The sequence below is a fragment of the Pseudomonas sp. GW821-FHT02C04 genome (genome assembly GCF_059421845.1).
This window is the reverse complement of record NZ_JBWKVT010000003.1, coordinates 250792-265224: the sequence shown is the minus strand read 5'-3', so window position 1 is coordinate 265224 and position 14433 is coordinate 250792. Positions and strand designations below refer to the sequence as shown.

Sequence of the window (14433 nt, the reverse complement as noted above, 5' to 3'; positions counted from 1 at the left end):
GACATCCAAGCCGAGACAACAACGCCGAAGACGGCAAGCCACTCGACTCACCCATTACCCAATCGAAACTCTGAATCGACATCAAAAGGAACGCGCCATGTCTATCCGTGAACTGCTGAACCCAACCAACTCCGCCCTGATCCTGATCGACCACCAGCCGCAAATGGCTTTCGGCGTGCAGTCGATCGACCGTCAGACCTTGAAGAACAACACCGTCGGCCTGGCCAAGGCAGCGAAGATCTTCAACGTGCCGACCATCTACACCTCGGTCGAAACCGAAAGCTTCAGCGGCTACATCTGGCCAGAACTGTTGGCAGTACACCCGGAGCAGAAGCCGATCGAGCGCACCTCGATGAACTCCTGGGAAGACAAGGCGCTGGTTGACGCGGTGAAGGCCACCGGGCGCAAGAAGCTGATCATCGCCGCGCTGTGGACCGAGGTCTGCCTGACCTTCCCGGCACTGGAAGCCCTGGCCGAAGGCTACGAGGTGTACATCGTCACCGACGCTTCCGGCGGCACTACCAAAGAAGCCCACGACATGTCGGTACAGCGAATGATTCAGGCGGGTGCAGTGCCGGTGACCTGGCAGCAAGTGCTGCTCGAGTACCAGCGTGACTGGGCGCACAAAGACACTTATCAGGCGGTGATGGACCTGGTGCTGGAACACAGCGGCGCATACGGCATGGGCGTCGACTACGCCTACACCATGGTGCACAAGGCACCGCAGCGGCAGGCCAAGTAAGTCGGCAGGACAAAAAAAGACGCAACCGGGGTTGCGTCTTTTTTGTTGTCCGCGAGAAAGGTCTACATCCGGTGTTTTTCGGCCTCGGGGATGTGGCTCGCACCAAGAACTGCCGGCAACAACCCGGAACGCAAATCCCCGCCGCTCGGCTGCTGATACAGGCTCAGCCCAAATTCCGGCAGCACCGCCAGCAGGTAATCGAAAATATCCCCCTGGATCCGCTCGTAATCGGCCCACACCGTGGTGGTGGTAAAGCAGTAGATTTCCAGCGGGATGCCCTGGGCCGTGGTCTGCATCTGGCGGACCATGCAGGTCATGTTCGGCTGGATCTCCGGGTGGCTCTTCAGATAGGCCAGTGCGTAAGCGCGGAAGGTGCCGATGTTGGTCATGCGCCGACGGTTGGCCGACATCGCCGCGACGTTGCCCTGCGCTTCGTTCCAGGCCTTGAGCTCGGCTTTCTTGCGGCCCATGTACGCGGTCAGCAGGTGCACCTGGGAGAGTTTTTCTTCTTCATCGTCGCGGATGAAGCGCACACCGCTGGCGTCGATGAACAGACTGCGCTTGATCCGTCGCCCGCCGGACTGCTGCATGCCGCGCCAGTTTCTGAACGACTCGGACATCAGGCGCCAGGTCGGGATCGAGACGATGGTCTTGTCGAAGTTCTGCACCTTGACCGTGTGCAGGGTGATATCGACCACGTCGCCATCGGCGCCGACTTGCGGCATTTCGATCCAGTCGCCGACCCGCAGCATGTCGTTGCTGGTCAGTTGTACGCTGGCGACGAACGACAGCAGGGTGTCCTTGTAGACCAACAGGATCACCGCCGACATCGCACCCAGACCGGACAGCAGCAACAGCGGCGAGCGGTCGATCAGGGTGGCGACGATGATGATCGCGCCGAACACGTACAAGACCATTTTCGCCAATTGCACGTAACCCTTGATCGAGCGGGTGCGGGCGTGTTCGGTGCGGGCGTAGATGTCCAGCAGGGCATTGAGCAGGGCGCTGACCGAAAGCAGCAGGAACAGAATGGTGAACGCCAGCGCGACATTGCCGAGAAACACCATGGCGGTCTTGCTCAGCTCCGGCACCAGGTGCAGGCCGAACTGGATCACCAGCGACGGCGTCATCTGCGCCAGGCGCTGAAACACTTTGTTATGCCGAAAGTCGTTGAGCCAGTGCAGCGCGGGCTGGCGACCGAGCATGCGGCTGGCATGCAGGATCAGGTAACGCGCCACTCGTCCGAGGACCAGCGCGATTACCAGCAGCAGGATCAATGCCAGGCCGGCGTGCAGGAGCGGGTGCTGATCGAGGGCACCCCAGAGGTCTTGGGCGTTGAGCCAGAGCTGTTTGAAATCCATGAGAGAGACGATTCTTCTGTAAGACGCGACGGGCGATTAGAGCATTTAAGACGCTGTGTATTACCGTTGGAGACAAATCGAGCAACAAAAAAGCCACTGATTACGGCTGATTTCACAAAGAAACTCGGCCTGAGCGCTCGAAACCGGTAACCTATGCAGCTGATTTTTTGCATATCTTCGAGGTAGCACCCGTGTTTTCCCAATTCGCCCTGCACGAACGCCTGCTCAAAGCCGTGGCCGAGCTGAAATTTGTCGAGCCAACGCCTGTGCAAGCCGCGGCCATTCCGCTGGCGCTTCAGGGGCGTGACCTGCGGGTGACGGCGCAAACCGGTAGCGGCAAGACCGCCGCTTTTGTCCTGCCGATCCTCAACCGCCTGATCGGCCCGGCCAAGATCCGCGTCAGCATCAAGACCCTGATCCTGCTGCCGACCCGCGAGCTGGCCCAGCAGACCTTGAAGGAAGTCGAGCGCTTTTCGCAGTTCACTTTCATCAAGTCCGGCCTGATCACCGGCGGTGAAGACTTCAAGGTCCAGGCCGCCATGCTGCGCAAGGTGCCGGATATCCTGATCGGCACCCCGGGCCGGATGATCGAGCAACTGAACGCCGGCAACCTCGACCTGAAAGAAGTCGAAGTGCTGGTGCTCGACGAAGCCGACCGCATGCTCGACATGGGTTTCGCCGAAGACGTGCAGCGTCTGGTCGACGAATGCCCGAACCGTCAGCAGACCATGCTGTTCTCCGCCACCACCGGCGGTTCCGGCCTGCGCGAGATGATCGCCAAGGTGCTGAACAACCCTGAGCACTTGCAGCTCAACGCGGTCAGCCAACTGAACTCGACCACCCGTCAGCAGATCATCACCGCCGACCACAACCAGCACAAAGAGCAGATCGTGAACTGGCTGCTGGCCAACGAGACCTACCAGAAGGCCATCGTCTTCACCAACACCCGGGCCATGGCCGACCGCATCTACGGTCGCCTCGTCGCTCAGGAATACAAGGCGTTCGTGCTGCACGGCGAGAAAGACCAGAAGGATCGCAAACTGGCGATCGATCGTCTGAAGCAGGGCGGTGTGAAGATTCTGGTCGCCACCGACGTGGCGGCCCGCGGTCTGGACGTTGATGGTCTGGATCTGGTGATCAACTTCGACATGCCACGCAGCGGCGACGAATACGTGCACCGCATCGGCCGTACCGGCCGTGCCGGCAACGACGGTCTGGCGATCTCGCTGATCTGCCACGGCGACTGGAACCTGATGTCGAGCATCGAGCGTTATCTGAAGCAGAGCTTCGAGCGCCGCACCATCAAGGAAGTCAAAGGCACCTACGGCGGACCGAAAAAGGTCAAGGCCTCGGGCAAGGCCGTCGGCGTGAAGAAGAAAAAGACCGACGCCAAGGGCGACAAGAAGAAAACCGCCGCCAAGACCCCGACCAAGCGCAAGAGCGCTAACCGTCCGAAGCCGGATTCTCTGGTAAGCAGCGACGGCATGGCCCCGCTCAAGCGCCGCAAGCCGGCAGAGCCAGCGGCTGAGTAAGTCGTTTCAGGCAGGTAAAGAAAAACCCGGACAGTGTCCGGGTTTTTTTATCGCCAGCGTTTGTCAGTTGCCCAACAGGCCACTGGTGTCGGCGTCAAAGCGTTGCTTTGTCTGATCCGCCGTCGGTTTGAGCTGCGCGAGCAGGGCTGCCTCGCTGTACAGCCCGGGCAGCGCCAACTCCTTGGGCGTTGGCTCGATCGGGATCAGCACATCTTCACCCGCCGCGTGCAGCCAGATCGCTACAACGTGCAGCGCCGAAACGAACAACACCCGCAGTTCAACGGTTTTGCCCTGCAACTGCGGCGATTGCTCGGCCAGTTTCAGTGCATCGACCGTGGCCGCCGCCAGGTTACCGTGGTTCAACGAGGCGAACTCGACGTGACCACGGACTTCGGCCAATTGCGCATCGGCAATCGACACGCCGTCGGCAAACACCAGGTAATGCCAGTCACCGAGCCGGGCGTCCTTCAGGCCTTTGCCCTGGCTCAGATCCTCCAGGCTCAGCGAATAACCGCGATACGCCTCGCTGAGACTGATTTTCGCCGGCGCCGCACTGGCGAACTGGCGATTGATGCCAAATCCCTGTGTTTGCAGCGCGGCTTGCAACACCGGACGCAAGGTCTGTACGCCGTTGGAAGGCGCCTTTGGATAAGTCAGTTGCATGATGTCGCCCTCCTAGTTTTTCGCCGTGAAGTAAGTGTGAGTCCAGTTGCCGCCACCGTTGTAGGAACCGGGGAACGAGTTCAATGCGCGGGTCGAATAGCCGTAGATCGAATCCGCGACCAGCACGTAGTTGCCGTTGGTGCCGTAGATTGTCAGGAAGTGTGCACCGCCGCCGTACCATGCACAGCGCAGGCCGACAGGCCGGCCCATGTTGATCTGGTTCTGGATGGCCGACATTTGCAGCGAACCCTGATTCATCCCGTTGTAGCTGCGGGTGGTTTGCAGGGCCGAATCCAGATAGCCGTAGACGTTGCACGGCCCCGGCTGGCTGCAGCAGTTGCGGTTCAGTTGGGTGCTGGCAACGCCGCACTGAGTCCAGGACCCGGTGCCGTAGTAGTTGCCGACCGATGCGGAAACCGCGGCCCAGCACCAATTGGTCTGGGTCTGTTGCTGCATTGTGAAGTTGAGACTCGATGCTGCGAGGGCCTTGGCCTGCGGGGCCGCTTCGACCTCGACCAGTTGCGGGTCAAGCAGATGGCCGGTCAGGCACCCGGGCAGGGTGTTGCCGGTGAATTGCGTTGTTTCAGTGGTTAACATTTTTCAATCCTCCATGAATGAAAACAAACGTCCAACGTGTGGATGTTGCGAGCGATCGGCTGTGAATGGGTTGCCATCTCCGATGGCCGGTTCCGATCAGCTCGAGGTAACCCTAGGTCTCAATATGCATTGGTGCAAATATATAAATGCATTAATGCAAATATCCGGACGAAAGGACACCGGCTTTGGCATCGATCCCGAGCGGTAGATCCAAAGCCTGCGGTGTTGAGTGGGCTGTCAGCCTTCGGTTTTCTTCTCGGCCGAATCCAGTTCCTTCAGCCGCTGATCGATCAACTGGCATTTGTCCGGCAGGTCGGCAGATGCCGTGCCCAGGTCCATCTTCTGCAACTCGGCGTTGATTTCCTTGGCCTTGGCCGGGTTTTGCTCGGTGAGCTTGGCGACTTCCCTGGCCAATTGTTCGCGTTTGGCGGTGGCTTCTTCCGGGGTGCAGGCCCAGACGGGCAGGGCGCAGGCGAGCGTGGCAGCGAGGGTGAGTTTGAGCAGGGTTTTCATCGGGGCGGGCCTCAGATCCGGTTAAGGCGGGTTAACCGGTTGAGGGCTGTGGCCAATGAAAAGTTCAGTGTCTTTGCTGGCTCAGTCTCCGTGACAGCAACTGGATTTTTGTTCTCCGTCATACCGATCGTGATGCCGCACCCACTCCATGATCTCGTCCTCATTCCGGCCTTTTGGCGTGAGATCGAGGTAGTTGTAGGCACCGACCAGCATGTCCAGGCCTCGAGCGTAGGTCGAGTAGGTGTGGAAAATCTCGCGGTTGTTGGCGCGATAGAACACGCTCAGCCCCGGCATTTCCTCTTCGCCACTGTCAGTCTTTTCGTAGTTGTATGTAGCCTTTCCGGCTTCGGCATCATCAGCGTGGGCGCAAACGCCAAAGTCGTAGTTGAAATCGGAGCCGTCCGACGACACCCAGTCGAATTTCCAGCCCATCCGCCGCCTGAAGGCCTGGAATTCGGCGAATGGCGCGTGCGACACCGCCACCACGGCAATGTCGTGATGGGTCAGGTGTTGATTGGCGCCGTCGATGTGGTCGCTGAGGAACGAGCAGCCCGGACAGCCTTCATCCCAGCCTTTGGCAAACATGAAGTGATAAACGACGAGTTGGCTGTGTTGGCCGAACAGGTCAGCCAGTTTCAATTCGCCGTTCGGCCCCATGAAGCGGTAATCCTTGTCGACCTTCACCCAGGGCAGGGCGCGACGTTTGGCGCTGAGGCGGTCGCGTTCTTTCGTGAAGGCCTTTTCATCGGCCAGATGCTGCTTGCGGGCGGCGAGCCATTCTTCGCGCGACACCACCGGATGATTCTCAACGTTCATGATGATTTCTCCTGCGGGGGTTGAAACCGTCTGTCTCAGACTAGTCGCTCGCCGCTGTCGGAAATCGACAGACCGCCGGTCGGTCGGGGCGGTAAATGAAGCTGAACGGCTTTTGTCCGCTCGGGTCACAACCTTTGAAGGCGCCATTAATCACGCGCATCGGAGGTTGAATCAGGATGACGACTTATAACTGGGATTTGATTGAACGCCTGCTGCATGAAGTACAGAACGGCGCAGGCCACAGCTTCGCACCGCGCTCTTACGCAGAAGACTATGCGGCGGAAAAAGCGGCGGCGGGCGAGCCGATCGAGAATCTGGATCATCTGAAAACCATCGCCTGTGAATACGAGCAGAAGCTGTTGCTGCGCGGCTTTATCGGGCCCCGTGGCGAACATGAGGGCAGCACCGGCAACAATTTCAGCCTGACCCCGCGCGGATCAAGCCTGTTAAGCCTGATCGACAGCAGCATTCCCGGTAATGATCATCCGCGTCAGGTGCTGGATGAACAGGAGGATGCGCTGGATGAGGCGACGTTTGATCGGGTGGCGTCCAAGGCGCAGATTGCCTGAATCCAGGAAAGCAAAAGACCGCAGCCCTCGGTAGCTCCGCAAATTCTGCGGGAGCTGCCGAGGGCTGCGATCTTGTGGTTTTCTAATTCTGTTTAACGGCCTTCAAACACTTCAGATCATTGAAGTCCTTGCGCACCCCTTCGATTTTCTTCAACAAGCGCTGCCGTTGTTGCGGCGTGCTTTCAGCCATCAGATCGACCGCCAGCGAGCGCGCCTGGGCTTCGGTGTCGGCGTAGGCTTTGCGGTAATCCGCTGTCCATAAACGCTCGCGATAGACCAGAAGCGTCTCGATCCGCTGTGGGAATTCCGGGCTGTTGCGCTGGGAGACGGCTGCACTGAACTGTTGTTGCCAGTGCGCACGGTTGGCGATCCATTGAGTGTTCTGGTCGCCCAATGCTGTCGACCACGCCATCACGCGTTGTTCCTGGGTGGTGCTCAGCGGCCCGAGCCAGTCGTTGAGGCGTTTGTCCATCCGCGCGCCGCGTTCGGCAATCTGCTGGGCCAGTGGTGGCTTCACATATTCCTGCTGACGTTTGCGCAGATCCTTGGCAAACGCGTCATTCATTTCCGCGACCTGTTTGTCATCCAGCCCTTGCAGCAACTCGATCGCCGACGGCGTGATTTCCCGGGCGGTTTCGGCAATCGCCTGCTTGGCCTCCAAGGTGCGGGCCTGGAGCGCGGCGTCGGTGACCTGATTGGTTTCGACCATGGTTTGCAGACGATCGAGCCAATCCAGATACCCCGGCAACTGCGTGCTGCAGTGCCAGCTCAGGTGTTCCTTGAGGCGTTCGTTGAACCAGCCTTTCTGCTCGCCGGTCATGTCCAGGTAGTCGCTGAGCGTCCACGGAATGATCACGTCGAGATTGCGATAGGCGAGGCCCACACGGCTACAAGCGCCGAGGGCAACGGTGAAAACCAATAGGGCGGCGATCTGTTTGAACCAGCGAGACATGGGCGAATCCTTGCGTGAGCCTGGCTTCGAAGTCTGATGCTTATGTGAACGCAGGATGGGCCCGGCAGTTCAGCCAATCAATAGAACGCGCGTTCGGCCTTGAGCGTGACCAGCCCGTCGCACTGGCTGTTGTGCCCGGAATAGGCGGAGCAATCGCTGCCGCTGAGGCTGGAATTGCTGTAGATCAGGTCGAGGTCGACGCCCATCACCGGGCGGGAAAATTTCACCGACCAGTCGGTAAAACTGCTGACATACCCGCCGTCCACCGAGACCGGTGTATTGAGCTGATGGGTGGTGTATTTCATGCTGATCCCGATGCCGAACGGCTGGTTGCCGCGCAGATCGGCAAACAAGGTGTTGTTCTGTTTGTCCGGATCGTTGCTCAGTGCGATGCCGAAACGGCTGCCGAGCAGGGTCAGGCCGCCGAATAATTCCTGGCTGTCGAGGGTGTCGACCTTGGGATAGCTGTAGTGGATCATCCCGACTTCGTAGCCGAGGGTTTGATCGAAGGGTTGTTTAAAGCCGACGTAGGAATCGATCTCCAGATTCTTGCCCGGCGTCAGTCCCATGCTCGGCGCGTACTGGCCGACGTAGAGGCCGCTGTCGTGGCTCAGATCGAGGCCGCCGTGGAACGAACCGGCGGCAGAAGGTTTGACCAGACCCTGAGCCATGCTGCGGCTGGGCGTGGTGCCGAGCTTGAGGTCGAAGTCGCCGAGTTCGCGCTGGAATATCTGCGCGTGCGCCATCGGGCTCGCCAGCAGGCCTGCAAGAAATAAACAGAGGGGTTTGAGCATGCGTCACTCCTTGAACAGCGAGCGCAGTGCGATAAAGACTGCTGAAACGCTTGATCCAGACGCGTGCAAGGATACCGGCGAATGATCGGCATCGAGGGCCGTTCGTCGATTTCTGTTGTTTTGTTGAGTTTGATTGAACGCGAGAGCGGTCTTGCGAGGGTTCCGGTCCAGACGCTTCGAAGCTCAAAGCGCCTTGGGACTGGTGTGTTGCGGGGTGTTACTTCTTGCCCAGGCTGATCTGCTTGGACGGGCCGAACGTCTGGCCGCTGACGCCCTTGGCAATTTGCTGGATTTCGCCGCCGGACTTGAGGAATGCCGCGATCTGATCGTTGATCGATTCGCTGGTTTCAACGGCTGGAGCTGGCTTTGCTTTGCTGGTGGATGCTTTTACACGCATGGCGGCCATTAACCTGTAGAAAAGTAACTCGGCCAGGCATCGTACAGGAATAACTTGACAATTGCTTGGTAAATATCCCCCGGAATAACCCAGCGTGCGGGTGGATTATTCTCGATTAATTATTCGAAATATCCCGCTAACCTGCTGTTTTAAATAACAACATTTATCGGCCATGGTGCCTTTTTCGAGGTGAGGGCGCGCTGCGGAGTCGCCGAGGTGGTCTGACGAGTGGCGCCCGCTCGGCGGCAAACCAAGGAAAATCAAGGCCTCGCGCAAATTTTCAGTCGATGGCAGGCTCTGCCGGCCAACGAACCCGGCAAAACCGGGTAGAATGCCGCCCACGCAATGAGGGTATTGGAAATGGCTTTAGTCGGGCGCTACAACAGTTTGCAAGTGGTTAAACACACTAACTTCGGTTTATATCTGGACGGCGGTGCCGACGGCGAAATTCTTTTGCCCAACCGTTATATCCCTAAAGATATTCCCAGCGAAGATGAAGACTGGCTCAATGTTTTCATTTATCTGGACAGCGATGACAAACTTATTGCCACCACTGAAAAACCAAAAGTTCAGGTCGGTGAATTTGCCAGTTTGAAAGTTGTTGAAGTCAACAGCATCGGTGTGTTCCTCGATTGGGGCCTGCCGAAGGATCTGCTGCTGCCTTACTCCGAAGAAAAACGCCAGATGACCGCCGGCGAGTACTGCGTGGTGCATGTCTACCTCGACAAACACACCCGCCGCATCACCGCCACCGCGCGTCTTGATCGCTACCTCGACAAGACCCCGGCCAACTACAGCGTGGGCCAGGAAGTTGATCTGCTGGTGGCCGAATCCACCGACATGGGTTTCAAGGCGGTCATCAACAACAAGCACTGGGGTTTGATTCACAAGAATGAAATCTTCAAGTTCATGCGTTCCGGCATGCGCGAGAAAGGCTTCATCAAGGAAGTGCGCGCCGATGGCAAGATCAGCCTGAGCCTGCAACCGGTGGGGCAGGAAGCAGCCAGCAGCCTGAATTCGAAGATCCTCGTCAAGTTGCGCGAAAACGATGGCACCCTGGCCGTCAGCGACAAGAGTGATCCGGCGCTGATCAGCAGCCTGTTCGGTGTCAGCAAGGGCAACTTCAAGAAGGCCATCGGTTCGTTGTACAAGGAAGGCAAGATCGTCATTCATGCCGATCGCATTGAACTAACCTGAGCCTGACGTGGCCCATGTTGCATGGGCTCCCTTGAGGTCGGGCAGATGAAAAAAGCGTTGATTGCCTACGTCGCCACGCTGCTGACGTTTCTTCTGCTCGACGGCGTCTGGCTTGGCGTGCTGATGGCGCCGACCTATCGCGAACTGCTCGGTTCGCTGATGCTCGAAAAACCGTTGCTGGTACCAGCAGCGGTTTTTTATTGCCTGTACGTTTTCGGTTGTGTGGCGTTTGTAGCGTTGCCTTCGATGACTTGGCAACGCGCTGCTCGCATGGGTGCGCTGCTCGGGCTGGTCGCTTATGGCACTTATGACCTGACCAACTGGGCGACGTTGCGCGGCTGGTCGGTGCAGGTGACGTTGCTGGATTGGGCATGGGGGACGTTTGCCACGGCGCTGGCCTGTACGGTCGGATTTGTCGTGGCCAGCCGGTTTGGCAGATCAGCCATTCACCGCTGACGTTGCAGGAGCATCAAATGTCTCTTCCAGACGGCTTTTTCTGGCTGACTGGTTAATAATCCACTCATCATTTTTCGCCCCGGACGAAGAGCCGGGGCTTTGTGTTGACCATTGGAAAAACTGCCATGTTGTGTGTGTTCGAGGTGTTGCGGTGAGCGTCAGTCGGCGCAGTGCCGACGGGTTTGCCCTGCAAGTGATGGTCGGCCTGTGCCTGATCTGGGGCGTGCAGCAGGTGATGATCAAGTGGGCGGCGACCGATATCGCGCCGGTGATGCAGGCGGCGGGGCGATCGGGAATTTCCGCGTTGCTGGTAGGACTGCTCATCTGCTGGAAGGGCGGCTGGGATCAGGTCGGAGCTACATGGCGCGGCGGCTTGCTGGCCGGTGCCTTGTTCGGGCTTGAGTTCCTGTTCATCTCCGAAGGCTTGCAGTTGACCACCGCCGCGCACATGTCGGTGTTCCTCTATACCGCGCCGATCTTCACTGCGCTGGGCGTGCATTTTCTGTTGCCCAGCGAGCGTCTGCGGCCGGTGCAATGGCTGGGGATTTTCATGGCGTTCGTCGGGATCGCCGTGGCGTTTGCCGGCGGCGTGTCGTGGGACAACCTCGATCACCGCATGCTGCTGGGCGATGCCCTCGGCGTGCTGGCCGGGGCCAGTTGGGGCGCGACCACCGTGGTGGTGCGTGCCTCGCGCCTGTCGGAAGCGCCGGTGACGCTGACGCTTTTTTACCAGCTGATTGTCGGCTTCGTCGGCCTGCTGTTGATCGCGCTGCTCAGCGGCCAGATCACCCACGTCAGCCTGACCGTCGTGGCGGTGGGCAGCGTGCTGTTCCAGGGGCTGGTGGTGTCGTTCTTCAGTTACCTGACCTGGTTCTGGCTGCTGCGCCGTTATCTGGCGGCCAACCTCGCCGTGTTTTCCTTCATGACGCCGTTGTTCGGCGTCACGTTCGGCGTGGTGTTGCTCGGTGAAAAGCTGAGCATGAACTTCATCATCGGTGCCGTGCTGGTGTTGCTCGGCATCACCTTCGTCAGCGCGGAACAGTGGGTACGTCGGCGTTTGCGCAAAGCGCTCGGCCAGTCGTAAGCGGTTTCCACGCCAGGCCACCGGCAATCAGCAGCCCGCTGCCGGCGATCACCAGCGCCGGTTGCAGGCCGCCGCTGAAGTGGCTGCTGACCGCTGCCAGCAACGGCCCGCTAAGCTGACCGACGGCGAAGCACGCAGTAAGCAGACCGGCGTTGCGCTGGGTGGCGTGGGGCGCCAGTTCCCGGGAGCGTTGCATCACCAGTTGCATGCAGGCCAGGAACGGCGTGCCACACAGGATCACGCCCAAAGCCAGGCCGAGGCCGCTGCCCAACAGGCAGGCAAACACCCCGGCGGCCTGCAGCCACAACGTCGCCATCAGCCAGTGACGGGTGGTTTCCGGATCGTGCCGACGCAAACTCACCAGCAACACACCGATTGCGGCGCCGAGGCCGAAGCACGGCCAGAACAGATCGGCCTGCCATTGCCCGTGAAACTGCGCGTTGGCCATCTGCGACAGAAACGTGGCTGGAATGATGTAGCCCACGCCGTACAAGGCATACACCACCGCCAACCGCGCAATGCCGCGATTCGAAGAACTGGTGGCGGCAGGGGCGACGGTTGCGCCGACGCCCGGTTGCGGCAGGATCCGCACGATCCCCAGCAACATCACCAGCGCCACAGCGGCGTAGATCAGCCACAGGGTCGCGGAAGTCTGCTGCGCCAAATGTGAGAACAGCGCCAGCAACCCCGTCAGAAAAATCCCCAGCCCCGGCCCGGCAAATACCAGCGCTCCCAACCGTGGGCGACCGGCGGCTGCAGCCAGCGGTTGACTCAGCGCAGTAATCATCACCAGCACCCAGGCACTCGCCACACCCGTGCCGAAACGAAGCAGCAAGTGCGACCAGAAACCGTTGGCCCAGAACGACGCCAGCGTCAGCAGCACACACAACCACAAGCCACCGTGCAGGCGTCGTTGCACTTGATCGGGCCGTCGGGAAAACATCGCGTCTATGGCACCGAGCAGATAGCCGAGGTAGTTGGCTGCCGCAATCAGACCGGCGGCGGTCAGGTCGATCTGCCCTTCGCTGATCAGGTGGGGAAGTTGCGGCGTGAGGGCGAAACGCCCGATGCCCATGGCCATCATCAGGGCAATGAAACTGGCGGATAAGCGAATCAGCGGCGACATGGTCTGGATTCCGTTGGAGGTTCAATGACCGTCAGGCTAGGACTGATTGACTTTCTTTAAAATTGAATAATAGTGAGTAACTTGTTCTGTTCGGGAGAAAGGTTGTGGAGTTCAGCCAATTGCGGATCTTCCAGGCCGTGGCGGAGGAGGGCTCGATCACCCGCGCCGCCGAACGCCTGCACCGTGTTCCGTCAAACCTGTCGACCCGGCTCAAACAGCTCGAAGAGCAATTGGGTGTCGAACTGTTCGTCCGCGAGCGTCAGCGTTTGCAGCTGTCGCCTGCGGGAAAAGTCCTGCTGGACTACACCGGCAAACTGTTCGCCCTGCGCGATCAGGCCAGTGCGGCGGTGATGGGCGGGCAACCGGCGGGGGATTTCGTGCTCGGCACCCTGTACAGCACCGCCGCGATTCATTTGCCGGCGTTGCTGGCGCGCTATCACAAGCAGTATCCAGCGGTGAATCTGCAGGTGCAGTCCGGGCCCAGTGGCGAATTGCTTGAAGGCCTGCTCACCGGGCGTCTCGACGCAGCGCTGGTGGATGGCCCGCCGCAGCTGGCCGGGATCGACGGGGTGCCGCTGTGCAATGAACGGCTGGTGCTGATCAGCGAGCCGGATCACCCGCCGGTACGCAGTGCCAAGGATGTCGAGGGGCGGGCGGTGTTCACCTTTCGCCATGGCTGCGCCTACCGTGCGCGGCTGGAGTCGTGGTTCGCGCACTATCACGCGGCGATGGGCCGGGCGATGGAGATCGAGTCCTACCAAGGGATGCTGGCTTGCGTGATTGCCGGCAGCGGCGTGGCGCTGATGTCGGAGTCGATGCTCGCCAGCCTGCCGGGGCGTGAAAGTGTCGCGGTGCACCCGCTGGCCGAGCCGTTTGCCAGTGCGACAACCTGGCTCATGTGGCGCCGGGGCATGGTCGGCGCCAATCTCAATGCGTGGATTGAACAGCAGCAGGCGCTCTATCCCGTGGCTGGCGAAGACACCCGGGAAATCGCTTGAGCGATCGGTCAAGGATTCTGATCAATCTGGTAACAGATCATTGCGGATTTCACCGAGCATTGCGTAGGACTTCGGACTATTATCAGTGCGAAGCGGCCTCAGAATTCCGGACGCTCAGCACCACCCTGAAGGGGGCATGACGATGAAAGAGAAAATTCAAAACTGGCTGCACGATTTGGGTGTTGCCCTCGGCTTGATCGAACCGCCTCTGCAACCGATCCCGATTCGCACTGATGACGAACAGCGTCGGCGTCAGCAGCGTCGGCGCTAATGCCCCGATCTGAATAGAAAAGATTTGAAGATAAGGAGATCGCAGTCTTCGGCAGCGCCTGCATGAAAATGTGCAGGCGCTGCCGAAGACTGCGATCTTTTGCTTTTCAGTGTCGCCCGATCTCGATCAGAAACCGGCTCAAGTCATTCGCGGTTTTCGCGGTCTTGAGCATGTGATCTTCTTCGGCGGTGAATGCCGTCAGTCCGAATTCATCTTCCAGATGGAAGATCAGGTCTTCGATATCCGCCTTCTCCAGACCCAACTCCGCCAGGCTGGTGCGGTCATTGAAGTCGCGGTTTTCCAGCAGACGCTTGATGAACCTGTGCACGGCGGCACGCACGGCAGCTCTTCTCATGGCAGATCTT

Annotated in this window: 18 protein-coding genes; 8 read left to right on the top strand and 10 right to left on the bottom strand. The window is 59.4% G+C overall.

Annotated elements, in window-relative coordinates; translation table 11 throughout:
• The first annotated feature begins 97 nt into the window (after positions 1-97).
• The gene (locus tag AC07VV_RS13140; RefSeq protein WP_085648570.1) at positions 98-742 is read left to right on the top strand and encodes a hydrolase; all 645 of its coding nucleotides are present in this window, start codon (positions 98-100) and stop codon (positions 740-742) included.
• Between the two features lie 62 nt (positions 743-804).
• Here the strand turns inward: AC07VV_RS13140 and AC07VV_RS13135 are convergent, their stop codons facing one another.
• The gene (locus AC07VV_RS13135; RefSeq protein WP_495036444.1) at positions 805-2103 is read right to left on the bottom strand and encodes a mechanosensitive ion channel family protein; all 1299 of its coding nucleotides are present in this window, start codon (positions 2101-2103) and stop codon (positions 805-807) included.
• A 191-nt stretch (positions 2104-2294) separates the two neighbouring features.
• Between AC07VV_RS13135 and AC07VV_RS13130 the strand changes: the two genes are divergently transcribed.
• A complete protein-coding gene (locus AC07VV_RS13130) occupies positions 2295-3635 on the top strand; it encodes a DEAD/DEAH box helicase (RefSeq protein ID WP_041070247.1) in 1341 nt (446 codons plus the stop codon).
• Positions 3636-3698: 63 nt separating this feature from the next.
• Here AC07VV_RS13130 and AC07VV_RS13125 read toward each other — a convergent pair whose 3' ends face one another.
• The 4 genes from AC07VV_RS13125 to AC07VV_RS13110 all read right to left on the bottom strand — a co-directional run bounded on the left by AC07VV_RS13125 (position 3699) and on the right by AC07VV_RS13110 (position 6224).
• Positions 3699-4298 (bottom strand): hypothetical protein, encoded by a 600-nt coding sequence (locus AC07VV_RS13125; protein ID WP_495036443.1) that lies wholly within the window; start codon positions 4296-4298, stop codon positions 3699-3701.
• Between the two features lie 12 nt (positions 4299-4310).
• Complete coding sequence (locus AC07VV_RS13120; protein ID WP_495036442.1) at positions 4311-4895, bottom strand: C39 family peptidase; 585 nt, start codon at positions 4893-4895, stop codon at positions 4311-4313.
• Positions 4896-5132: 237 nt separating this feature from the next.
• A complete protein-coding gene (locus tag AC07VV_RS13115; protein ID WP_457380425.1) occupies positions 5133-5408 on the bottom strand; it encodes a hypothetical protein in 276 nt (91 codons plus the stop codon).
• A gap of 81 nt (positions 5409-5489) precedes the next feature.
• Positions 5490-6224 carry a DUF899 domain-containing protein gene (locus tag AC07VV_RS13110; protein WP_495036441.1) on the bottom strand — a complete coding sequence of 245 codons (735 nt, stop codon included), beginning with the start codon at positions 6222-6224 and terminating at the stop codon, positions 5490-5492.
• 176 nt (positions 6225-6400) lie between these two features.
• On the opposite strand from AC07VV_RS13110, the gene AC07VV_RS13105 reads away from it, so the two are divergent.
• Positions 6401-6793, top strand: a complete 393-nt coding sequence (locus AC07VV_RS13105) for a transcriptional regulator (protein ID WP_495036440.1) — start codon at positions 6401-6403, stop codon at positions 6791-6793.
• 82 nt (positions 6794-6875) lie between these two features.
• Here AC07VV_RS13105 and AC07VV_RS13100 read toward each other — a convergent pair whose 3' ends face one another.
• From AC07VV_RS13100 to AC07VV_RS13090, 3 genes are all read right to left on the bottom strand, one after another.
• Positions 6876-7745, bottom strand: a complete 870-nt coding sequence (locus AC07VV_RS13100; RefSeq protein ID WP_495036439.1) for a DUF6279 family lipoprotein — start codon at positions 7743-7745, stop codon at positions 6876-6878.
• Positions 7746-7822: 77 nt separating this feature from the next.
• A complete protein-coding gene (locus AC07VV_RS13095) occupies positions 7823-8539 on the bottom strand; it encodes a TorF family putative porin (RefSeq protein ID WP_495036438.1) in 717 nt (238 codons plus the stop codon).
• Between the two features lie 217 nt (positions 8540-8756).
• Positions 8757-8945 carry a PFL_1563 family small protein gene (locus AC07VV_RS13090; protein ID WP_016985943.1) on the bottom strand — a complete coding sequence of 63 codons (189 nt, stop codon included), beginning with the start codon at positions 8943-8945 and terminating at the stop codon, positions 8757-8759.
• A 351-nt stretch (positions 8946-9296) separates the two neighbouring features.
• On the opposite strand from AC07VV_RS13090, the gene AC07VV_RS13085 reads away from it, so the two are divergent.
• From AC07VV_RS13085 to AC07VV_RS13075, 3 genes are all read left to right on the top strand, one after another.
• A complete protein-coding gene (locus tag AC07VV_RS13085; protein WP_262158225.1) occupies positions 9297-10133 on the top strand; it encodes a CvfB family protein in 837 nt (278 codons plus the stop codon).
• A gap of 45 nt (positions 10134-10178) precedes the next feature.
• Positions 10179-10589 (top strand): DUF2177 family protein, encoded by a 411-nt coding sequence (locus tag AC07VV_RS13080; protein ID WP_495036437.1) that lies wholly within the window; start codon positions 10179-10181, stop codon positions 10587-10589.
• Between the two features lie 151 nt (positions 10590-10740).
• Positions 10741-11673, top strand: coding sequence for a DMT family transporter (locus AC07VV_RS13075; protein WP_096819339.1), 933 nt, complete (start codon positions 10741-10743; stop codon positions 11671-11673).
• Here AC07VV_RS13075 and AC07VV_RS13070 read toward each other — a convergent pair.
• Positions 11618-12799, bottom strand: coding sequence for an MFS transporter (locus tag AC07VV_RS13070; RefSeq protein WP_495036436.1), 1182 nt, complete (start codon positions 12797-12799; stop codon positions 11618-11620). The two genes, AC07VV_RS13075 and AC07VV_RS13070, sit on opposite strands and share 56 nt — an antisense overlap.
• A 104-nt stretch (positions 12800-12903) precedes the next feature.
• On the opposite strand from AC07VV_RS13070, the gene ptrR reads away from it, so the two are divergent.
• On the top strand, positions 12904-13797 hold the full coding sequence (gene ptrR / locus AC07VV_RS13065; RefSeq protein ID WP_457380433.1) for a putrescine utilization regulator PtrR: 894 nt from the start codon (positions 12904-12906) through the stop codon (positions 13795-13797).
• Positions 13798-13939: 142 nt separating this feature from the next.
• On the top strand, positions 13940-14068 hold the full coding sequence (locus AC07VV_RS13060; protein ID WP_007905120.1) for a PA1414 family protein: 129 nt from the start codon (positions 13940-13942) through the stop codon (positions 14066-14068).
• A gap of 106 nt (positions 14069-14174) precedes the next feature.
• On the opposite strand, the gene AC07VV_RS13055 is transcribed toward AC07VV_RS13060, so the two are convergent.
• On the bottom strand, positions 14175-14423 hold the full coding sequence (locus AC07VV_RS13055) for an acyl carrier protein (protein ID WP_249484929.1): 249 nt from the start codon (positions 14421-14423) through the stop codon (positions 14175-14177).
• Between the last annotated feature and the right edge of the window lie 10 nt (positions 14424-14433).